This is a genomic window from Bradyrhizobium sp. Ken51 (assembly GCF_055807435.1).
This window is the reverse complement of the sequence record NZ_JBVVPB010000003.1, coordinates 20,718-41,347: the sequence shown is the minus strand read 5'-3', so window position 1 is coordinate 41,347 and position 20,630 is coordinate 20,718. Positions and strand designations below refer to the sequence as shown.

Genomic DNA, 20,630 nt, shown 5'->3' with positions numbered 1-20,630 from the left:
CCAATGCGAAACGAAGAGAGCGGGCGTGAGGTACCGGGCCGATCACGCCCAGTCGTCGTGATTACCGGGGCATCGGCCGGGGTTGGACGGACCATCGCCCATCGTTTCGGCCGCGCCGGTTACGCCGTCGGTCTGATCGCCCGAGATGCGGAGGCTCTCGAGGAGGTGCGGCGCGAGATCGAAGGCGTGGGCGGACGGGCTGTCGTGATGCCTCTCGACGTTGCGGATGCCGGCGCTGTCTTCGCGGCCGCGGATCGTATTGCGTCGACGCTCGGTCCGATCGATATATGGATCAATGATGCTATGGTGACGGTGTTTTCGCCGGTCTGGCGCATGACGCCGGATGAATTCCACCGTGTCACTGATGTCACCTATCTCGGGTTCGTGCACGGCACGATGGCGGCTCTGCGCCACATGCGGCCCGCCAACAGGGGCACGATCATCCAGATCGGGTCGGCGCTGGCCTACCGAGGCATTCCACTCCAGTCCGCCTATTGCGGTGCCAAGCACGCCATTCGCGGCTTCACCGATTCGCTCCGGTGCGAGCTAAGGCACGAGCAGAGCAGGATCAACCTCGTGATGCTTCAGCTGCCGGCGGTGAATACACCGCAGTTCGATTGGGCAAGGGCGCATATGTCCCATTCCCCCCGTCCGGTGGCGCCCGTGGTTGAGCCCGAGGTGATCGCGAATGTCGTATATGATTCGGCTCAAACGCCCGCCAGGGAGTATTGGATCGGTTTCAGCACTCTCAAGGTCATTTTCGGCAACATGATCCTGCCAGGGCTGCTGGACCGCTATCTCGGCCAAACCTGTATCAGCGGTCAACAGACGGATCGCCCAATAAACAGAAGCCGGCCGGACAATCTCGACCGACCGCTGCATGGTCTCCATCGTACGAGGGGCAGCTTCGATTCGGAATCGACCAACAGGGCGTTCGTCGGGTCTGCGAGCATGCTGCGACTTGCTCCATTGGCGGCGCTGCTGGGGACGGTTGCACTGGCTCTGACCGCACAGAGGTGCGCCTCTCGCAGGCGTGAACGCAATGTGCGGTTTGGATGAGTGCTTCCCGTGGCCGTGAAGTTCATCGAGGACTACGGCCTGATCGGAGACGGCCAGACTGCGGCCCTTGTTCACCGTGACGGCTCGATCGATTGGCTGTGTTGGCCGCGCTTCGATTCGGATGCGTGCTTTGCGGCGCTACTCGGTACGAGCTCGGACGGATGTTGGAAGCTCGCACCGGTCGATGCCATCACTTCATCCAGCCGTCGGTATCGAGACGATACCCTCGTGCTGGAGACGGATTTCGTGCTGACAACGGGCCATGTCCGGCTGATTGACTTCATGCCTGTTGAGAACGACGCCTCTGCCGTAATCCGGATTGTTCGGGGCCTTGCCGGGAAGGTCAGCTTGCGCAGCGAGCTGGATCTTCGCTTCGACTACGGGTCGTTGAGACCTGCCCTGGAAATCGGTCACGATCGAGCCGTGGCGTTCGTGGGTCCCGATCTTGTTGTTCTACACGCGCCGACGCAGGTTTCGCAGCGGGGCACGTGCATCGTTTCGGAAGTGGAGGTGAGTGAAGGCGAAGAGATCGCGTTCTGTCTGCGATATGGCAGCGCAACTGCGGCACCACCTCCGCCGATTGCGGCGGACGCAGCGCTGCGATCGACGGAAGAATATTGGCGCAGCTGGATCGCGAAGTTCACGATCAAAACGCGATGGCCCGAGGCCGTCAGGCGCTCGCTCCTGACCCTTAAGGCGATGATCTATCGCTCTACAGGCGGCATCATTGCCGCTCCGACCACCTCGCTTCCAGAGGCGCCCGCCGAGGACCTGAACTGGGATTACCGCTATTGCTGGTTGCGTGATGCGGCGTTTACGACAACCGCTCTGCTCGACGCGGGGTATCACGAGGAAGCCAAGGGATTCCGCGACTGGCTTCTCCGGGCCGCTGGTGGCGAACCCGAGAAGATCAGGATCATGTACCGGGTGGACGGCTCGCGGCGGTTGGAGGAGTGGACCGCATCCTGGCTACCCGGTTATAGAGGAGCGAGGCCGGTCCGAATTGGCAACGCCGCCGCCGCCCAACGGCAGCTCGACGTCTACGGCGAACTGCTGGATGCGGTGGCTGCGGCAGCGAAGGCAGGCATTGCCCCGACCGACCGTGAAGGCAATCTGGTTTCGGCCGTGATCGCTCACGTCGAACGGGTTTGGGATCAGCCGGGCCATGGCCTCTGGGAATTGAGAGGCGATCCGCAGCATTACACCTATTCCAAAGTCTCTGCCTGGGCCGCGGTGGATCGGTTCGTTCGCCGCCGTGATCTGCACCGGACCGCAGACGACTCCTTCGTTGAGCGGATGATCGCACTGCAGAACCGGATGCATCGCGAGGTATGTGAGAAGGGATTCGACCCCCGACAGGGGACGTTTGTGGAATACTACGGGTCTGATGGACTGGATCCGAGCTTGCTCAATTTTCCGCTGGTGGGATTTCTGCCTGTCACGGACGAGCGCGTCGAAAAGACGATCGCTGCGATAGAACGCGAACTTGTCTACGAAGGCTACGTCCACCGTCGGTCGTCAGGCGCAATCCGTGAGGGCGCATTCCTTGCATGCAGCGGATGGCTTGCTGAATGCCAGCTTATGCAGGGAAGGCGGGCGGAAGCGGAAAGGACCTTCGAGCATCTCTTGCGAGCGCGCAGTGACTTGGGACTTTTGGCCGAGGAGTTCAACGTCCGGGATCGACGGCTTGCTGGTAATTTCCCCCAGGGATTGAGCCATCTGGCGTTGGTCCGCGCCGCTCTTCGATTCGAGGACAAGGCCTCGAACCGGGGTGATGGCCATGGAAAATAGTCGTACATATGAAAGAGGAACCGTCGGCGGTCCGATCGCGTACTCTCCCTAGAACCCCGGGACAGCTCCAGTTCGTCCCCTGGGTTGCCGGGAAACAGCACCAATGCAGGATGGTCAGGCGAAGTGCCTTCTTCCTTCGGGGTCGATTGCCCCTAAAGGCATCGGGCCGGCCCTGGCTGCATCGAACAAGCTGTTGCGTTGCATTCCAAGCTCGGAGCTGACTGCGCTTCGTTCGATCGGGACAGACGTCGAGCTCAAGCCCCGTCAAGTCCTTCATCATTGGCGCTTGCCGATGGAGCACGTCTATTTTCTTGCAAATGGGCTCGTGTCAGTCTCCGCCAAAGTCGAGTCCAGTCGCTTCGTCGAGGCATGGTTGGTCGGCTCCGAGGGAATGATCGGAGCCCCTTCCGTGCTGGCGCCGGACGATCCCATGCCGCCGCACCGCCGCGTCGTTCAGGTGGGCGGAACGGCACTGCGAATTCCCGTCGCCGTCTTCCATGCAGCCCTAAACGACCTTGTGATTCTTCGCGGCATGATCCTTCGTTACATCAACCTTGTCTTGTTTCAGACGGCGCAAGTGGGTGCCTGCAATTCGCTCCATTCCGTCAAACAGCGACTTGCCCGCTGGCTTCTCGTTGCGGCAAACGCAATGGACTCCAGCGAGCTGCCGATCACGCATGCCGTTTTAGCTCAATTACTCGGGATTCGTCGTGCCAGCGTCAGTGAGTGCCTCGAAACCTTCGAACGGGCCAGGATCATCCGCAACACCCGGGCCGCGATAACTCTGGTTGACCGGGCTCAGCTGGAGCATCTGGCATGTTCGTGTTCTGGATTGATACAGCGCGAGTATGATCGGCAGATCGGCCGTTGCCTCCCAGAGTCAGCAGATCACACTGCTGGAACGCACCTCAAATAGGGTCCCAAGCATTGCACGTCGCCGGCCTTGGGGCCTGATGCCATGCATTGCCAGCTGACCGCAACCACGACTTCCAAGAGCTCTCTCGGCCAAAAAGAATGTCTTAAATGGAAGAGCCGGATTTTGTACCAACCACCGGCCTCAACGTCGTTTTGCATGATTTCGTTGGCGGGTCTCGAATTTGTCAGACGCCAGAACGGTGCGACCCCCTGCAGAACAACAGGAGGCCGCTCATTTTGAAGACCCTAAGAGCCCGTGCTGCCATTCATCACAGGACCGAACAACTCCCACGACTTGCCATTGAACTTCATGAGTTGAAGTTGCTGAATGGGAGCGAAATCGGACGCGCTGGTGCTGATTGTTATTCCGGGCAAAAGCAGGCCGGGATCGAAATCCTTGAGATTTGCTGCTTGCTTCATGACGTTCTTCCGGGTGAGGTCGTCTCCGCACGCCTTGAGGACATGAACGAGCGTACGAGCAACCGCATATCCAACCGTCGTTCCGGCGTCCGTCTTGTCAGCTTCGGGCATGTACTTGTCGAGGAAGGCAGCCCAATCCTTCGAGTCGGGTTGGCTCGACCATTTCGGATCGGTCTCGTCTTTCATGTAGGCCGCTGAAATAAGGCCCTTGGCGTTCTCCAGACCGGCTGGTTTGAGAACAGAGCCGACGGAGGCGCTCACATTGTTCAGAATAAATAAGGGATCCCATTTGAGCTGACGCACCTCTTTGATCGACTGCGCAGCGAATTTGGGCGTTGCGATCACAAAAAGAGTATCTGCACCGCTGGCTTTCAGATTGACGATATGCGACGAAATCGTCGGCTCAGACACCTCGTAGCTGTCCGTTGCAACGATCATGCCTGACTTCTTTCCCAAGCCGTCGCTTAGCCCCTTCAGATAGTCCTTGCCATAGTCATCATTCTGATAGAGGACGGCAATCTTCGCGTCGGGTTTTTGCTGCATAATGTAGCGGGCGTAGATGCGGGCCTCAATCTGATAGCTCGGCTGCCAACCCATGGTCCACGGGAAATGCTTAGGATCGGCCCATTTTGTTGCGCCCGTGGCGACGAAGAGTTGCGGAACCTTCTTCTGGTTCATGTAGTGCTGGATTGCGCTATTCGTTGGCGTACCAAGTGAATTGAAGATCAACAGTACGCCGTCGCTTTCAACCAGCTTGCGCGCCTGCTCAACTGTCTTTGGTGGACTGTAGGAGTCGTCGTACGAGATAAAGTTGATCTTTCTGCCATTGATGCCGCCCTCGTCATTCAACTTGCGGAAATAGGCAGCTTCGACACGCCCGATAATTCCATAGGCAGAGGCGGGTCCGCTATAGGGCATGATGTTGCCTATTTTGATCTCCGCGTCAGTCGCGCCCGTATCGTATTTTTTATCAGCCGCCTCGGCCAATCCGATCGAGGCGGCGAGGGAAATTACTGCAACTAGTGCGCTGAGGCCGTTGGTGGTAGTAGTCATCTGTTACACTCCTTTGGATGCCCCCCGCATTCAACGGGCTCAAGATCGCGCGACGCGCGGCCCAACGAGTCCGATCCGCAAGTCGCAGACAGCCAATAGAATGTGGCTGGGCGCTGAGGCGGATTGTATCGGCTATACCTACTGGACGAGGGCGCGATCAAACCGAGACCTGGCGATAGCTGGCGTGCGGTCAGCGCGTCCGACGGTACCGCTCGTTGACTTTCGCTCTTGTGGCTCAAATCGGACATATGCCGCCTCATGATCGCGATCTAAGATCATGGGCAGAACACTACGGGTCGGCTAGTCGGGCCGACGGGAGAACCATGTCAGGAAAACCCTGGTAATTCAGCTTGTCCATTCCTTCCCTTTGGCCGTGGAGCGTCCCATCTTTTCGAAGTCAGAAGTGGCTCGCTGGTAAACCCGAGCCGATGGCATAGGTTGTGATAACCCGTATCAGCCGAGCCGTACCTACTTAGTCGCGAACGAACATGCCCAACCATGCCACAGCCGCAACGCAAGGTTGTTTGTCCGACCTCCTCATTAAAGCACCGCCTCGCTAAGGTAAGGCATAAACGACGACCTGATCGGCAACCTGGTCTTTGAGGATCGTGTTGCCTCCCGCGATGAAGGCGATGTACTCACGGCCCTTGTATTCGTATACGGCGGGATTGGAAACCGCAGGCGCCTCGACGATGTCTGACCAGAGCTCCTTGCCGTTGGTCAGCGAGTACGCCCTCACCTTAGCGTCCATTGAAGCTCCGATGAAGATCAACCCTCCGGCCGTCACGGCAGGGCCACCGATTGTCACCGAACCCATAGACTCCGGCATGTAGAAGCCCCACTTCTGTGAAGCGCCAAGCGGACGGCGCCATTTGATACCGCCAGTGGTCATGTCGATCGCGGCGATCTCTCCGAACGGCGGCTTCCAACACGGCATGCCGAGCCAGTTCAGCGCGTTCTCGAGCGACATGCCGTATGGGGCGCCCTCCTGGGGGTAGAAGCCTTGTTCGTTGCCCGACCCGCCGGTGTGCTGCTCGTACTCTTTGCGAGAGTAGAGCTTGATGTACTGCACCACGTGCGAGAAATTAACGACAGCGGTTTTGCTCTGCGGATCATAGGCCACGCCGCCCCATTGCACGCCTCCAGCCGAGTCAGGATAGGTAAATGTGCCCTCATTCTTGTTCGTCGGCGGCGTGTACATGCCCTGGTATTGGAGATTTTTCCATAGCCGAGAGCATTCGCCCAATCCGAAAAGATTAGCGACTCCCCAGATGGGGGGCTTTTTCGACTGGTCGAGCAGCGGTGGCGGCTTCGTGGGAAATGGCTGGGTTGGCGCGTACACTTCGCCCTTGATCGAGCCGTCGCCGCCTGGAACCGGACGTTCTTCGATTGGCCAGATATCCTTGCCGGTGCGGCGGTCGACGACGAAGAGAAACCCCATCTTGGTTGCCTGCATCAGCGCCGGAATTTCCTTCCCTTGGACGGTGATGTCCATCAACGTCGGAGCGGAGTTGATGTCGTAGTCCCAGATGTCGTGGTGCACCCATTGGCGAGACCACACGACCTCGCCGGTCTCGAGATTGAGCGCCGTCGTCGAAGTGGCCAGCGGGAGCGGCTGCGTGCGGTTACCGCCCCAGTAATTCGGAGATGGGCTCGAGACTGGAAGATAGACCAATCCGAGCCCCTCATCGACCGACATTGCCGTCCAAACATTCGCGGTGCCAGTGCGGGGTGCGACCTCTGCCGGGAGGGCCGAAAACGACCATTGGCGCTTGCCGCTCTGCGGATCGAGCGAGAATACGGTACCAGGCGGTGCTTCAGCATAGGCCCAGTCCTTACCGGCCCACCCCAAGATGACGTGATTGCCCGCGACGGTGGGCGGCTGAAGCAACGAAAGGGGATACTTGTTGTTGACGTCGTTCCACTGGTTGACGTTAAGAACGCCGTTATTCGCGAATTTCCGGCAGAGCTGGCCCGTGTCTGCGTCCATGGCGAAGAGCTGCGCGTCCATCGTACCGAGATAGACAATCTTCTGACAGGGTTGGTTGGCGATGGGATTCGCTGCTTCCCAGTAGGCGATCCCGCGGTTCTTCAGGGCCGGCTGCGTCAACGCCTTTAGCGTCGATTTGGAGTCGAAGGTCCATCTGGCCTTTCCTGTCCCGGGGTCCAGTGCAATGACGCGGTAAAATGGCGTGCCAATGTAGAGCGTGTCATTGGCAAAGATCGGCGTTGCGGACCAGACGCTGGTCGGCAGCTTGCCTGATCCGTCCGAAACGTCACCGGTGTGATACTCCCACGCCTTCACCAGCGACCGGACATTGTCGGCCGTGATCTGATTCAATGGAGAGTACTTTTGCGCATTTAGCTGGCCGTGAAAAGTATTCCAGACGGGATGGGTCGGGACGAGCGCGATCGGCTTCGGCTCGGGCAGGCGGCCGGACGGCTGCTGAGGACTTGGTTCGACGGCTCTCGGTGCATCGTTCACTGCTGAGGAATCGCTACGGGCGCTACTATCGGGGCTCTCTGAGCCTGCGCCCGAAGGGTTCCCCTGCTCTGGGCCTCGAATACCTCCGGAGGTGGCGGCGGGATTGTGAGTGTCGTTCTGTGCGATAGCTGGCGGCAGTGCCAGCACGGTGGCAAGCGATAGCGCCGCAAACGGCGCAACTCTGAAAAATGGGCAGGTCCTCATGCCGCGGCTCTCCTTTGTCGGAATTGGGTGGCAAGCGTCACAATTAAGCCGACGAGTACGATCGTAGTCGCCGCCGACAACCACCACGCGTGCAGGAAGCATGCAGCAGTCAGTGTGCCGAGCCCACCGAGCAGCCCGAGCACCCAGAACACTCCAAAGAGCAACCCGCGTCCTCCAGACCAGAGGACCAAAGCGTCGACGACAAGTGCCAGACTGGAGCCGATGACGAGCAATGCGCCAGGCGTCCCCGTTACGCCGGTCAAGGGGACGAAGTAATTATAGAAGCCTAGCAGCACTCCCGCCGCGGCTGCGACGAGGACGATGATGGGGCCGAGCGGCCTGCGTTCAGTTACGCTCATGTTCAAGGTCTCCATTCCACTTAGTTACGTAGGCGAGGCAACAGCGGGATCCGAAAGCTTGAGCTAAGCGAACCAGAATGGAAGCCCATGGTTTCACACGCAGCCGATGGCCTTGTGCGCTTCGGGTCCATACTTGCTTGCGGCAGCACGTGTCGGGGACAACAGTGCCCGGAAAGCGCCGAGGCCGGCGACCCCAAGAAGAGCAGCATAGAAGATGATAGCTACAGCGCTCTTGAGCAATCTTTTCGCCGCTTTCTGAACACGTCAGCCCAATGTGAGCTTGTACTATTCGTTCCAGAAAACTAGTTGCACAGTCCGTCGCTTGTACGGTAACGCACCTCGTCGAGCCTAGCGGAGATGAGAGACTATACGAGCGCGACTAAGTGTTAGGTTTCCAGAACCGGTCAGAGAGATGAGCGCGGACCTGTTCAGGGACATGAATGTCTGACGCCATCATAGCCCTGTAGGTCCTGGTGCTCCGGTCGCAGGACTTGTATCGTTGTGAACAGTAGGCGTTGTTCTCAGCGGCGTGGCTCGGCTGCGGGCGGCAGCGCTTTCAATCGCCGCACCTACGGCGAAGCCGCCCACGGTAGGTCGCCAACCGGGGTTGGTAGGGTGCGGGTATCCATCTGTCCAATGGTGACGATGCCAGGCTGACGGCGATGCTGCCTCTGCTGGATTTCGATGAAACCCACTTGCCGTGGATCAAGTCGCGAGATCGAAACGGCGCAGCTTGCGCTGAAATTCCGATCGGCAAAGCGATCGCTAACCATATGGCCGCAACGTATGGGCCGGACGCTTCCAATCAGATCTAACCTCGATCTGCGCTAAGGTAGCTCTGTTCCGGATCGCCGGAGCCGCTGCGGTAAACGTTTATCCCGATGTGGACCTGATTGTTTGCTCGGCATTATCGGCGCGAGCATGCATGGCGCCCGGACGAATCGCGATTCGGGCATGCTACATCCGGGCGCTCGGGAAGCACAGCTCTGCTACTTGCTGTTGCCGCTTCGGTTGGTTTCGGCTTTGCCTGTGGTCGAACTGTTGCTGTCGCCGGACACCATCGTGAACATAGTCATCGAGTGAGGCCCAATGATCATATTGACGGGATCACCATCCTTGTCCTTCGCGCTGACGAGGAATGAGCCCGGCACGACTTGCACACTGCTGAAGCCCTGGTTCTTCAGCTTGTCCTTGATCTGCTGAGGCAGAGTCTGCGAGGTCTGAGTCTGTGTTGACGTGCTTTGTGCGGAATTCTGGTTAGGAGGCGAGCTGGTCCCTGGCGACTTATCCTGCGCACTCGCGGCTGCGAGCGGAAACGCGAGAGCAGTAGCGGCTATGATGAAGAGGTTGGCTTTCATCTCGAACTCCTTTTCTGATCGATGCCCCAGGCGATCAATCCGAGCCCATCGTCCGACGTTCCACTGCTGCGAACATCAAGACGAGAGATGCAAGTCACTGTGCCAAATGCGATTTCCGCGCAAACGGGCATCTCGACTCGATCGTTGGGTGCGGAAGCGAACCAACTATGCTCTTGCGACGTGACTCTGGCTTGATTGAGGCGGCGCGAGTAGTCTTACTGAGCGTGGTCGTTGGCGTTTCGTACAGATGATCGAAGAGGCGAGACAATGCGACGCACCGGATACAGTCGGTCGGCTCCCCGATGCGCCTGCCGCGACGAGCCTCGGCTAATCTGCGGGAGCTATATCGGATCTCGGACCGGGAGAGAACACCCGAGGCCCGCGGGCTTACATTGTTGAGAAGTTTGCTTTCGCCCGGGCAACTCGAAGCTTTCGATAAACATGGGTTATCTCGATGTGCTTGGGAGCGCCGCCCTTCGACATGTCAGCTTTACAGCGGCAGCGTATCGAATAACCGGGGATTGAAAGAGGCAGATGATCCGGTCGCTGAGCTTTGTTTCGTTCCCGCGGCCGCTTTGCCAATCGGGGAAGTTATTCTCGCGCAGAACATTTTTCTGGAGATTGATGAGCTTAGAGCTTTCGCAATCGCTAACCATTTTCCCTCAACGTCGCGACCGATCCAACCCGAAAAACCTCCGCCGGGCGCGCGCGGACAATAGGGTAATGCTAATCACCGCGATGAGACTGCCATCAAAGCCGATGCCACGTTTGGAGTGGCGCGGGGCAGCATTGCATCGCGCGCGAGTGATCGTTCTGCAACCTGAACCACCGTGCATTGCGAGACGCGTCATCGAGTAGGCACGTTAGCGTACCAACCCCTTGCAAACGAAACCTGCGCTCGGAAGTTCGTGATCTGAGGCGCGAAATCCGTTTGCACCATGCCTCGATGGAGTTTTTGCAATGAGAGCAGTTGCCCTTAGCGTATTAGGGATTATCGCCGTCACCGTTCCTGCTGCAGCACAGAACAATGGAGGGCGGTCAGCTGATGGTCCTGCGGGCGGACCGGTGCAGGCGCGGGACAGCTCGCAATCGCGAGGTGCACAGGACTTCGTTGTCCAGGCCGCTATGATCAACACGATGGAGATCGAGGCGGCTCAGACAGTGGAGAGGCGCACGGGCCCGCCCGCGTACAAAGAATATGCAAACATGGTCGTGACCGATCATGCAAACTTGGCCAACAACCTGAAGGTCATTGCTTCGGAGATTCCGGGAGTGAATGTACCCACCAGCCTCGACAAGGAGCACCGGCAGAAGCTCGCGCAGCTTCAGCAACTCCATGGCGCAAACTTCCTGCGGAGCTACCGCCAAACCCAGATCAACGGACACCACAAGGCGATCCGAACGTTCCAGGATTTCGCAGATGGCAGCGCTGGACGTGCCGACCTGCGATCTTGGGCGCAGGCGTCGTTAGCCGTGCTGCAAAAGCATTTGCAGAGTGCACAGAACCTTCCAGTTATGAACGAACAGGTCGGTGCTGCGACCAAATGGCAGGAGTCGCACTAGCGACAGGAGCGGCGTAAGCGCTATCGCTTACGATGTCGGCAAGAACAGCGCCGCTCGCCACAACGTAACCACGGAAAGGCCAATTCCAATAAACAGAGCGGCGCCAGAGTCTCGTCAAGGAGGCTGCTCAGATGGCAAGGTCATGCAGAAGGATCCGCAGGTTTGCCGAGGCTGTGAAAAAGGCTAAGGGGCTCTATCTCCCTCAGATTGTGGACGGGGGCAGCAATTGTCGGTGTCCGGGGTGGAGCGGGTCTGGGTGACGATCCGCGAGAACGGTAAGTGGAGCGATCCGCGTTCTATGATCTTGGTACGATGCCGTCTTACTGACAGCGGAACTGCCAGGCTAGGTGCGCCGGGCATCTGGATGGTTCAGTGTTCGAGCCGGCCCAAGTCGGCCGGGCCTGTGGTGGACTGCGCATGCGGCACCTCCCCTGTTTCTGAGAGGAAGCGCTTTTCGGCCAGTGAGGCATAAGCTTGTTGCGATTGACGCGGTATGGAACACCATCGCTTCGCGTGGACGACGGACCTTCAGCGGTCGACCGGCCATCGACGAGAACTACAGTTGGTATAGTAAACCACGGCCGAAGTGGTTTGGTCCGTTGACCATGAGTAATCCTGTCGTTCTGGTGGCGTCCAACTGTGCGGAGAAGCTGCCGCGGTCTCTGGCCGCATCGAACGAATTGAGATGGAGATCGTTCGTTTCTCCAAAGGGAGATGTCCTCATGGTCCCGCACTGGCTTCACGTTCTCGCGCTCGGCTCTCTGGTGCTTGGATTTGCCTGCGCTGCCGTCATCGCAATCGAGACAACGCGCCGCCCACAGCGGATGTGGATCATGAATTTTGTTTGGCCGGTTAATGGTCTGTTCGGTACGGTACTCACCGTGTGGCTTTACAATCGGTTCGGGCTCCTCGCGGCACGCGATTCGACTAGGCGCAGCAAGCTATCAAACGGAAAAAAGAAGACACCGTTTTCCGTCATGGTTGCCAAAGGTGCCATGCACTGTGGAGCCGGGTGTACTCTGGGCGACATCATCGCTGAGAGTCTTGCGCTTGCGTTTCCGGTGATTGCGATTTGGGCTGGTTGGAAAACGCTCTTTTCGGAGAAGATGTTTGCAATCTGGGTCGTGGATTACCTGTTTGCATTCCTGGTTGGCGTGGCATTTCAGTACTTCACGATCAAGCCGATGCGCGACTTGTCACTGGGCGCAGGCATCGTTCAAGCCGTGAAGGCAGACACCCTCTCGCTTACTGCTTGGCAGATTGGTATGTACGGTTTCATGGCGATCGCGCAGTTCGCAATCTTCAGGAATCTCTTCGGGGTGAGGCTCGAACCAGCAATGCCGGAGTTTTGGTTCATGATGCAGATTGCGATGATCGCGGGGTTTTTCACGAGCTACCCAGTGAATTGGTGGCTTGTGGAGGCAGGCGTCAAAGAACGGATGTAGGGCGCTAGGGGTGAACTCCGCTCGTTCGTCCCTAGCTTTTCTGAATTCTCCATTTAGGGCTGTGGCCGACAAGCTCCCGAGGAACGCAATGGCTTCCGGGGCGTCGTCACAGCGTCTCGAATTCAGTATGAGAGCAGAGGTGGAGCCCTCAAACGCACACGGGTTCAAGCTTTTCGGCGTCCCTCTGATCGGCGCCACGCCCGAAAACGCACATAAGCTGCTCTTGACGATAGGTCTGGTGGCGTGCGTGCTCGCGCTCGGGTGGGGGCTGCGTAAGGTCATCGCGCTCGGGCAAGGACTGGTCAATTGGCACAGAGTCCTGTTTTGGGTACGGCAGGCGATCAATCTAATGCTTGCTGTGACCCTCGTTTTGGGTGTGCTCTCGATCTGGTTTGATGATCCGGGGCGACTCGCTACGGCCGCTGGCCTTCTGTCGGCAGGGCTCGCTTTCGCTTTGCAGAAGGTCATCACAGCAACGGCAGGATACTTCGTGATCCTAAGGGGGCGAACATTCAACCTTGGTGATCGCATCGTAATGGGAGGTGTCCGCGGAGATGTGATCGCGCTGAGTTTTATGCAGACCACCATTCTTGAAATGGGGCAACCCCCACCCGTCCAGTCGGATTCGCCTGCAATGTGGATTAGAAGTCGGCAATATACGGGGCGCATCGTGACTGTGTCGAACAGCAAGGTGTTCGACGAGCCGGTCTACAACTACACCCGCGAATTCCCGTTTATTTGGGATGAGATTAAACTGCCGGTGCGGTACCAGGATGACCGAACAAAGGTGGAGCAGTTGTTGGTCGATGCCGCGCGGACACATACCGCAGGTTTTAAGTCGAGGGCCGAAGAGTTCTCCGAGGAGATGAAGCGCGTCTACGGTCACACAATGTCGGAGTTTGAGCCCCGCGTTTACTGGCGCTTGACCGACAATTGGCTTGAGCTGACGCTTCGCTTCCTCGCTCCCGCGCACGGTATTCGCGAGCTGAAAGACGCAATCAGCCGGGACATCTTATCGGGCCTGGATGAAGAGGGGATCTCCGTGGCGTCCGCGACTTATGACGTTGTGGGAATGCCAACCTTGCGGATCTCGGCCGATGCTCGTCTCGGCGCCCCGCCTGCTTCTTAGGTTCGTTTCAGCCAGATCTGCTTAGGAACGCGGCTGTTCAGGTGGCGTTGCGTTCGGAGTGGCGTCGAACAGGTCGGCGAGCGGTCGGCGGTAGCGGGACGTCCAGTGGTGGCTCCGCCAACGCGAGAGGCTTGATTCCGCGATGTCCTTAGCGCTCACCGCCGGCTGGTGGGGACTGTTGGGAGCCTCGTCGCTGATCGCAGGTGCTACAGTGGCCTTTCTGCTGAAGATGCCCCGAACTGTTGCCGCCGGAACCATGTCGTTTGGTTGCGGTGTCCTCATATCGGCCGTGACTTACGATCTGCTAGAGGATGGCTTCGGTGAGGGCGGTATTTGGCCAATCGTGGGGGGCCGCACTCGCTGGATCGGTCTCTTACGCTGTCGCCGACTGGATTGTCTCGCAGCAGGGCGGCCATTGCCGCAAACGTTCCGGCAGCGAGCAGAGAAACGCGGGCGAGGGAGGTGGCCTCGCAATAGCCATCGGTTCACTACTGGACGGAATTCCCGAAAGTGTTCTCCTCGGCCTCGGGCTACTCAGCGGCCGAGGCGTCAGCATCGCCATGCTGGCCGCGATTCTTCTGTCGAATTTTCCCGAAGGGCTGTCCAGCGCCCTTGGGATGCGATCTGCCGGAAGGTCGGCCGGATATATATTCGGATTGTGGAGCACTATTGCGGTGCTTTCGGGGTTGGCATCAACGGCTGGTGCTGCGTTTCTGGGCGGCGCGCCGCCGGGAGTTGTGGCGACGGTCGACGCGGTTGCAGCGGGCGCACTGCTGACGATGGTCGTCAATACGATGATCCCCGAGGCCGTCGAGGGCGACCGCAAAACTCACGGGAGTACTGGTCGTTTCCGGACTCCTGGTAGCCTTTGCGCTTTTCAACGGTTCTGGTCCGGCCCACTGAGTTGCCAAAGTGGTTACGCGGGTTTCCTATCATGAGGACCGTTCATCGTCCCTGACGTCTAGCAGTGCTGAAGCGTCCGAGTGAACCGATTTAAGAACACTGAGACAACCATTGGATTCGAGTACGACCGCATCAACGTCTTCGATGCGATCGATCCCCCGCGAGCGGACAGCGGCGCGGACGTCCTGCTCCGCAATCCGGTGTCTCTTCATTTTTGAAGCAATAAATTTGCCGTGACGAAGGACAAGGTCGGGTGGAGGGTTGAATATGACCCGAAGGCGCGGCCAGCGGGTGTAGATGGTCCCGAACATCAGCTGCAAGCCCAGGAGAACGCCAAATGCCAAGGTACTTTGCAGAATTGAAACGCGTGCGGATAAGATGCCCGTTGCCATCGCAGAGCCGAGCGCGATGGTGACTATGAAACCGAAGGCGTTCCATTTTGCCAGCGCGCGCTGACCGAAGGCGCGGATCAGAATGATGAGCACGAAATACGAGAGCACAGCGGCCACTGCGGTGTGGATGAGCGCCTGCCAACTCGGACCAGATCCAGTCATACAGTAGCTTCCCAACCAAGTGCCTGTTGCCCGGCGCATTTCTCCAATGCCTAAATGCGCCGGGCTCTTTCCTGCAACTGCGGCGCATCACCACCGGTGATGAGCGCGGATTACGCCGTGATGATGATGCCGGTGGTACCTTGGGGCCCAGCCGTAGCTATGACGCCAGGGTTGCGCGCGCCGGACCGTATATCCCCACGGCCTCGGCGCGGACCAGCCGTAGCTATAGCGCCAGGGGCGCGGGCCCCAGGCGTATGGCCGCGGTCCCCAACCATAGCCACCCCAGTAAGGTGTATAGGTGTAAGCCGGATAGTACCCACCGTAGCCGTAGCGGTATCTGTAACCATAGTATGGCGGATATTCCTCATAGTACGGGGCCGCAATGGCGGAGCCGATCAAGGCTCCTGCCAGCAGGCCGGCGCCGATTCCCCAGCCGCCACGCCATCGAACCTGGGTGAGATTATTCTGAACTGCCGACGTGTGCTGGGTGGGGCTCGCGGCTGCCGAGAGCGGCGTCAGAGGCGCAGCCTGGGTACTGCTGACAGGAGATATCGCTATCAGGCCGGTGAGAGAAAGGGCAAGTGTGAGTCTCCGCATCTCTAGCTCCTGTAATTTCAGAATGCGGTCTCAACATCAGCCTGCAATCTTGGTTGCTCGGGTCAAGGGTTCGGGACACTATGTCGCGCCGATTGCAGGTCAGACTCACGAGTGTACGACACCGTACCAACTCCGTGGCCTCCGCACGTTTTCAGCAGTGTCCCTAAACTAGGCAGGCTGTTTACTCTCGCGCTCCAGGAAGCCTTCGACATAGATCATGCGGACAGCAACGAGCAGAATGGCGATCAAGGGCGTGGCAACGATCAGCCCTATCAAACCGAAGAGAGTGCCAAGGATCGTTTGGGAAAGTATCGTTAGTGCGGGTGGCAGCGAGACGGTTCGTTTCTGAATCCATGGTGCGATGACATTTCCCTCCAACAGCTGGATCGTCAAAAACAAGAGAGCGACCCAAGCGGCGAGGGCAGGAGACTGTGCCAGTGCCACAAGGATCGCCGGCACTGCGCCTGCAAGTGCCCCGATGTATGGCACGAAGTTCAGAAGGGCCGCCAGCAGGGCCAGTGATAGTGGCAAGGGCGAACCGATGAGGAGAAGGCCCAATCCGAGGAGCAGGCCCACGATCAGCATGTCGACGAGTTGACCAAGAAACCAGAGCCTAAGGGTAGCACCGAGCTCTTCGTAAACTTCTTGGCCGCGAGGTCGCCAGGCCATTGGAAGCAAACGAAGCGAGCCTTCGAGATACAATTGGGGCGACGCAGCGAGGAATATCGCTGTCGCCGCCGTCACGACGAGAGTGCCACCTATGCCGAGAACGGAGCCAACGACGCCGGTGACGTAGCCTGTCAGGCCAGTGCGCAGAGACTTGCCGGCGATCTGCAACTGCTGAGCCAAAATCGAGCCCCACGAGCTGTTTTGCAGTTCCCTCCATATCCGTGCCAGTTGGGTTCTCAGTTGCTGGCTGATCTCGTCGGCCTGGATGAAAAAAGCGCTGCCGCGCCACCACAGCAGCGCACCGAGTGCGAGCCCTGTCACGAGAATGACGGAAATCAAAGACGTGTATGGCCCGAGGTGCGTTACGCGACGGACCGCGTCGCTGGCGCCCCGCAAAACGCAAGCGATGACGACGGCGCTGAACAAGAGCAGCAGTATGTCGCGAAGCAGCCAGACCGAGAGGGCGAGAAATAGAGCGATTGCGCTTACACGAAGTGTGCGCTCGATATGCCTCACATGAACAGTCAATTTGTCTTCCAATTCGTCTCCTTGGTCGGAACAGTCCAGCTTCCGAAGCTCGACATCGAAGTTGCGCAGGCGAGACTACTCGGAACATCATCGCGGCGATCGCGTCGCGGTGTATGTAATACTCTGTTGCGGCCTCAAATGTTCTTGTACGCAAGCGAATAATTCTTGTGCGAAGAGCGCCGAAGCGCCAGAGCGAGCTCGGGCATCGTGTTGCTGATCGTCGTTCGTTTCTGAGGAGGTGGCATGAACAGCGTTCTAATCTCCGGGGTTGGAATTGCCGGACCCACGCTTGCCTATTGGTTGAAAGCAGCCGGCTTCCAGCCGACGCTCCTCGAGCGCGCCTCCGCTCTACGGAGCGGAGGCTATGTCATCGATTTTTGGGGGCTGGGCTACACCATCGCCGAACGGATGGGATTGATCACGGTGATCAACCGTGACGGCTACCACGCCCAAGAATTTCGGATTGTCGATAAAGATGGCCATCGGCTGGCCGGATTCGGTACCGACGTTTTCGCTGAGTTGACGAATGGACAATACGTTACTCTTCAGCGCAGTGACCTCTCGCGCATGCTGTTCGAACGAATCAGCGGCTGCGTTGAAACCATTTTCGGAGACGAGATCATTCACGTCGAAGAGAAGCCAGATTGCGTCGAAGTCCAACTGAAGCACGGCGGCAGGCGCAGGTTTGGCCTTCTCATTGGGGCAGACGGCCTGCATTCAGCCGCACGCTATCTGGTCTTTGGACCACAGGCTCAGTTCGAGCGGCGTCTGGGGTATATCGTGGCTGCCTTCGAAGCTCACGGCTATCGACCGCGCGACGAGGATGTGTACCTGATCTACGGCCAGCCGGGCCGCATGGTAGGCCGCTTCACGCTGCGTGACGATCGTACATTGTTTCTCTTGGTGTTTGCCGCCCATCACTCAGTTTTGCCGGAAACGCCGGCCTCCCAAAAGGCGCTCCTTCGTGAAATCTATGGCGGAGATGGCTGGGAGTGCGATCAGATGCTCGCCGAACTGGAGCGCGCCGGTGAACTCTATTTCGACACCGTCAGTCAGATCAGGATGCCGAACTGGTCACGAGGTCGGGTGGCGCTCGTTGGTGATGCCGCTTTCTGCGTCTCGCTCCTGGCAGGGCAGGGATCGGCGCTGGCGATGATTTCAGCTTATGTCTTGGCCGGTGAACTAGCCGTGGCCGGCGGAGGATATTTGGAGGCATTTGCCGGATACGAGGCGCGGCTGAAGAGCTATATAGGCCGGAAACAGCAGGGTGCCGAGCGCTTTGCCGCCGCGCTGGCGCCGAGAACGCATGTGGGAATGCTCTTCCGCAACGTCGTGGTCAGAAGTTTCTCGATACCGGGGCTGGCGAGGCTCGCAATTGGGCGGGACATCGCCGACGAACTGGAGCTTCCTGACTACCGTTGGGCGGGCACCATGAATCGACGGGCAACCACTAAGGGCATCCTATGGCGGTGACGTGGAGGTTCGATGGGCGCGGATTGTCGCCATGCCTCTCGGCAGGAACCGCCTTTCGAATGCCACGGAGCCGCGTCATGACGGCGATCGTGATGGTCTTCGAAATGACGCGCGACTACGCAATCACCGTTCCGGTTATCGTTGCGTTGGCTGCAGGCGTCGGGCGTGCACTCGTCAACGAGACGATCTACGCGGTCAAGCTGCGCCACCGCGGGCACCGCATTCCAAAGGAATGGCATATCCACCTCGATTTGGTGAAGCAGGCCCAGGACAGTAGGGAAAGGCGCTTTATCGTCTCCAGGGTAGGTACGACACTAAAACAAGCCATGGCTGCGGAAGATATCGATGATGCACTTCCTATCGTGGTTGCGCGCGAAGGCCGGATTGTCGGGCTGATCCCACCACGTTCCGGCTTATGGGCGGAGTTGCAATCGAATCCAGCCCTCGTGGTCGAGCAATTCGCCGAGCGGGGAAGATCATTTGCTGCGATCAGGACCTTTTGAGCTTGGTGTTTGCCAGGTTGCAGCGCCATCGGGCCGGCGCGGCAATCGTCCATCCGTGCGAAATGAGGCGCTTGTCGCCTGCGCTTGAACGGTCATTGGAGACGAGACCTATTGTCCCACAGTCCGCTTTGCCACCCAGCCTAGAGTCGAGCCTTGAATGATGATGCTGAACAGGACGACCCCATAGGTTGACGCGAGCATGGCCGCCTTGGCCGGGCTATCCGGCATTGATAGGGCGAGTGCAACTGAAATCCCGCCTCGAACGCCCGCCCAGGTGAGAAAGGGCGCGTTGCGCAGGGAAAGCAGTTGAGTCCATCCGAACAAAAACGGTTGGACTGAAACAGAGGCAAACCGGGCGAAGAGAACGAGTGGAATCGACGCTGCTGCCAGGCCAAGGCTGCGAAGATCAAAGCGCAGTATCAAGGTCTCGAGCCCGATAAGTAGAAAAAGGACCGAGTTGAGGATTTCGTCGATGAGGCTCCAGAGTGCGAAGAGATATCCTTGTGTCCGCTCGCTCATCGCATATCGCGGTCCTCGGTCGCCGATGAGGAGGCCTGCGGCGACCATGGAGAGCGGTCCGCTGACGTGCAGATGTAACGCAAGTGCGTATGTTCCGGTGACGAGCGCGAGAGAGATTAGTACCTCTATGGCGTAGTCGTCGATGAGCCGCATCGCGCGATACGCGACATAGCCAGTCAACAAGCCCAGCGCTATTCCACCACCAGCTTCGCGAACGAGCAACTCAGTGACATCGGCAGCCGAAACTTGAGCGCCGTCTCCGGTGCCCGCAAAGCGAAGCATGATCGTGAACAGAACAATCCCGACGCCGTCGTTGAACAATGCCTCTCCTTCCGTCTCGATCTGCAGCTCTTTCGGCACTTTGGTGTTGCGGAGCGTACTCAGGACAGCAACGGGGTCGGTCGGGCTGATCAATGCGCCGAACACGAATGCCCAAGCCAACGATACGGGTAAGTTCACAAGGCCGCAGATGAACCAGAACATCAGGCCTACGAGGACGGTTGAAATTGAGGTGCCGAGAACGGCCAGAATAAATACCGGAAAGGCGCGGCTTCTGAGTGTGTCCAGATCTACGTGCAACGCGCCGGCGAACAGCAGAAATGCAAGCATTCCGTTGACGACGACCTCGGCAAAGTCGATCTGTCGGAGTCCGTCGGCAAGTTGATTTAGCAGATGAACTGTGGGAACCGCTGCATCCAAACCGATCATCAACAGCGACGTCAGGACACTCATCAAAAGAAGACCTACGCTGCGGGAGAGCGGCAGGAACTTGTGATTCAGCCAGCCAAAGGCGGCAGACAATGTGAGCAGAACGGCAGCAATATCCATCAGCGAAAGCACGACAGGCTCCCTTGTGCTCTGGCGAGAGTGCCTGTTCACTCCCTTCCGATGCCGCTGTTCGCTCTAGCCGGTGAGGGTAGTGCGTTCGAGATAGCGACTTTGAGACGTGAATAAGCAAAAGCAACTTCGGCAGTTCCTGCGGGACATCTAAGCGGATTGGGATAAGCCTCAATTCCAAGCTCCTCTCAGCGGCGGGGGCAGCTATCCATTTTCTGCATCTGCGGCGAAAGATCGCGACGACGTTTGTCAATATCATCGTTCAC

16 protein-coding genes are annotated in these 20,630 nt (G+C 58.5%); 8 read left to right on the top strand and 8 right to left on the bottom strand.

From position 1 onward, the window contains the following. Nucleotides 1-3 precede the first annotated feature (3 nt). From AC0L27_RS07185 to AC0L27_RS07175, 3 genes are all read left to right on the top strand, one after another. Nucleotides 4-1,059 (top strand): SDR family oxidoreductase, encoded by a 1,056-nt coding sequence (locus AC0L27_RS07185; protein WP_473318303.1) that lies wholly within the window; start codon nucleotides 4-6, stop codon nucleotides 1,057-1,059. A 9-nt stretch (nucleotides 1,060-1,068) separates the two neighbouring features. Next, the gene (locus tag AC0L27_RS07180; RefSeq protein ID WP_473318301.1) at nucleotides 1,069-2,850 is read left to right on the top strand and encodes a glycoside hydrolase family 15 protein; all 1,782 of its coding nucleotides are present in this window, start codon (nucleotides 1,069-1,071) and stop codon (nucleotides 2,848-2,850) included. Nucleotides 2,851-2,953: 103 nt separating this feature from the next. Then, nucleotides 2,954-3,766: a Crp/Fnr family transcriptional regulator gene (locus AC0L27_RS07175; protein WP_473318299.1), complete on the top strand. Its 813-nt coding sequence runs from the start codon at nucleotides 2,954-2,956 to the stop codon at nucleotides 3,764-3,766. A gap of 245 nt (nucleotides 3,767-4,011) precedes the next feature. Here AC0L27_RS07175 and AC0L27_RS07170 read toward each other — a convergent pair whose 3' ends face one another. From AC0L27_RS07170 to AC0L27_RS07155, 4 genes are all read right to left on the bottom strand, one after another. Further along, on the bottom strand, nucleotides 4,012-5,238 hold the full coding sequence (locus AC0L27_RS07170; RefSeq protein WP_473318296.1) for an ABC transporter substrate-binding protein: 1,227 nt from the start codon (nucleotides 5,236-5,238) through the stop codon (nucleotides 4,012-4,014). Nucleotides 5,239-5,794: 556 nt separating this feature from the next. Further along, on the bottom strand, nucleotides 5,795-7,927 hold the full coding sequence (locus AC0L27_RS07165; RefSeq protein WP_473318294.1) for a pyrroloquinoline quinone-dependent dehydrogenase: 2,133 nt from the start codon (nucleotides 7,925-7,927) through the stop codon (nucleotides 5,795-5,797). Continuing rightward, on the bottom strand, nucleotides 7,924-8,286 hold the full coding sequence (locus tag AC0L27_RS07160) for a hypothetical protein (RefSeq protein ID WP_473318292.1): 363 nt from the start codon (nucleotides 8,284-8,286) through the stop codon (nucleotides 7,924-7,926). The genes AC0L27_RS07165 and AC0L27_RS07160 overlap by 4 nt, the downstream gene beginning before the upstream one ends. Nucleotides 8,287-9,275: 989 nt before the next feature. After that, nucleotides 9,276-9,644: a hypothetical protein gene (locus tag AC0L27_RS07155; RefSeq protein ID WP_473318290.1), complete on the bottom strand. Its 369-nt coding sequence runs from the start codon at nucleotides 9,642-9,644 to the stop codon at nucleotides 9,276-9,278. A gap of 960 nt (nucleotides 9,645-10,604) precedes the next feature. On the opposite strand from AC0L27_RS07155, the gene AC0L27_RS07150 reads away from it, so the two are divergent. The 3 genes from AC0L27_RS07150 (at nucleotide 10,605) to AC0L27_RS07140 (ending at nucleotide 13,781) form a co-directional block, all read left to right on the top strand. Beyond that, nucleotides 10,605-11,207 carry a DUF4142 domain-containing protein gene (locus AC0L27_RS07150; RefSeq protein ID WP_473318288.1) on the top strand — a complete coding sequence of 201 codons (603 nt, stop codon included), beginning with the start codon at nucleotides 10,605-10,607 and terminating at the stop codon, nucleotides 11,205-11,207. A gap of 722 nt (nucleotides 11,208-11,929) precedes the next feature. Further along, nucleotides 11,930-12,652 carry a DUF4396 domain-containing protein gene (locus AC0L27_RS07145; RefSeq protein ID WP_473318285.1) on the top strand — a complete coding sequence of 241 codons (723 nt, stop codon included), beginning with the start codon at nucleotides 11,930-11,932 and terminating at the stop codon, nucleotides 12,650-12,652. A 127-nt stretch (nucleotides 12,653-12,779) separates the two neighbouring features. After that, the gene (locus tag AC0L27_RS07140; RefSeq protein ID WP_473318283.1) at nucleotides 12,780-13,781 is read left to right on the top strand and encodes a mechanosensitive ion channel family protein; all 1,002 of its coding nucleotides are present in this window, start codon (nucleotides 12,780-12,782) and stop codon (nucleotides 13,779-13,781) included. Nucleotides 13,782-14,713: 932 nt separating this feature from the next. Here the strand turns inward: AC0L27_RS07140 and AC0L27_RS07135 are convergent. From AC0L27_RS07135 to AC0L27_RS07125, 3 genes are all read right to left on the bottom strand, one after another. Further along, nucleotides 14,714-15,238, bottom strand: coding sequence for a DUF421 domain-containing protein (locus tag AC0L27_RS07135; RefSeq protein ID WP_473318280.1), 525 nt, complete (start codon nucleotides 15,236-15,238; stop codon nucleotides 14,714-14,716). An 87-nt stretch (nucleotides 15,239-15,325) separates the two neighbouring features. After that, nucleotides 15,326-15,835: a hypothetical protein gene (locus tag AC0L27_RS07130; RefSeq protein WP_473318278.1), complete on the bottom strand. Its 510-nt coding sequence runs from the start codon at nucleotides 15,833-15,835 to the stop codon at nucleotides 15,326-15,328. Nucleotides 15,836-16,003: 168 nt separating this feature from the next. Further along, nucleotides 16,004-17,044: an AI-2E family transporter gene (locus tag AC0L27_RS07125; RefSeq protein WP_473318277.1), complete on the bottom strand. Its 1,041-nt coding sequence runs from the start codon at nucleotides 17,042-17,044 to the stop codon at nucleotides 16,004-16,006. 231 nt (nucleotides 17,045-17,275) lie between these two features. On the opposite strand from AC0L27_RS07125, the gene AC0L27_RS07120 reads away from it, so the two are divergent. Together AC0L27_RS07120 and AC0L27_RS07115 are read left to right on the top strand one after the other, a co-directional pair. Beyond that, entirely contained in the window at nucleotides 17,276-18,505 is a 1,230-nt protein-coding gene (locus AC0L27_RS07120; RefSeq protein ID WP_473318273.1) for an FAD-binding domain, read from the top strand. A gap of 77 nt (nucleotides 18,506-18,582) precedes the next feature. After that, nucleotides 18,583-19,008 carry a hypothetical protein gene (locus AC0L27_RS07115; RefSeq protein ID WP_473318271.1) on the top strand — a complete coding sequence of 142 codons (426 nt, stop codon included), beginning with the start codon at nucleotides 18,583-18,585 and terminating at the stop codon, nucleotides 19,006-19,008. Between the two features lie 108 nt (nucleotides 19,009-19,116). Here the strand turns inward: AC0L27_RS07115 and AC0L27_RS07110 are convergent, their stop codons facing one another. Further along, nucleotides 19,117-20,367 (bottom strand): cation:proton antiporter, encoded by a 1,251-nt coding sequence (locus AC0L27_RS07110; RefSeq protein ID WP_473318269.1) that lies wholly within the window; start codon nucleotides 20,365-20,367, stop codon nucleotides 19,117-19,119. Nucleotides 20,368-20,630 lie beyond the last annotated feature (263 nt).

What these genes read in the sequence shown, in the direction of transcription:
- AC0L27_RS07120 (WP_473318273.1), top strand. Translation starts at nt 17,276, where the DNA reads ATGAACAGCGTTCTAATCTCCGGGGTTGGAATTGCCGGACCCACGCTT.
- AC0L27_RS07150 (WP_473318288.1), top strand. Translation starts at nt 10,605, where the DNA reads ATGAGAGCAGTTGCCCTTAGCGTATTAGGGATTATCGCCGTCACCGTT.
- AC0L27_RS07115 (WP_473318271.1), top strand. Translation starts at nt 18,583, where the DNA reads ATGACGGCGATCGTGATGGTCTTCGAAATGACGCGCGACTACGCAATC.
- AC0L27_RS07135 (WP_473318280.1), bottom strand. Translation starts at nt 15,238, where the DNA reads ATGACTGGATCTGGTCCGAGTTGGCAGGCGCTCATCCACACCGCAGTG.
- AC0L27_RS07165 (WP_473318294.1), bottom strand. Translation starts at nt 7,927, where the DNA reads ATGAGGACCTGCCCATTTTTCAGAGTTGCGCCGTTTGCGGCGCTATCG.
- AC0L27_RS07175 (WP_473318299.1), top strand. Translation starts at nt 2,954, where the DNA reads ATGCAGGATGGTCAGGCGAAGTGCCTTCTTCCTTCGGGGTCGATTGCC.
- AC0L27_RS07130 (WP_473318278.1), bottom strand. Translation starts at nt 15,835, where the DNA reads ATGCGGAGACTCACACTTGCCCTTTCTCTCACCGGCCTGATAGCGATA.
- AC0L27_RS07145 (WP_473318285.1), top strand. Translation starts at nt 11,930, where the DNA reads ATGGTCCCGCACTGGCTTCACGTTCTCGCGCTCGGCTCTCTGGTGCTT.
- AC0L27_RS07170 (WP_473318296.1), bottom strand. Translation starts at nt 5,238, where the DNA reads ATGACTACTACCACCAACGGCCTCAGCGCACTAGTTGCAGTAATTTCC.
- AC0L27_RS07155 (WP_473318290.1), bottom strand. Translation starts at nt 9,644, where the DNA reads ATGAAAGCCAACCTCTTCATCATAGCCGCTACTGCTCTCGCGTTTCCG.
- AC0L27_RS07185 (WP_473318303.1), top strand. Translation starts at nt 4, where the DNA reads ATGCGAAACGAAGAGAGCGGGCGTGAGGTACCGGGCCGATCACGCCCA.
- AC0L27_RS07160 (WP_473318292.1), bottom strand. Translation starts at nt 8,286, where the DNA reads ATGAGCGTAACTGAACGCAGGCCGCTCGGCCCCATCATCGTCCTCGTC.
- AC0L27_RS07140 (WP_473318283.1), top strand. Translation starts at nt 12,780, where the DNA reads ATGAGAGCAGAGGTGGAGCCCTCAAACGCACACGGGTTCAAGCTTTTC.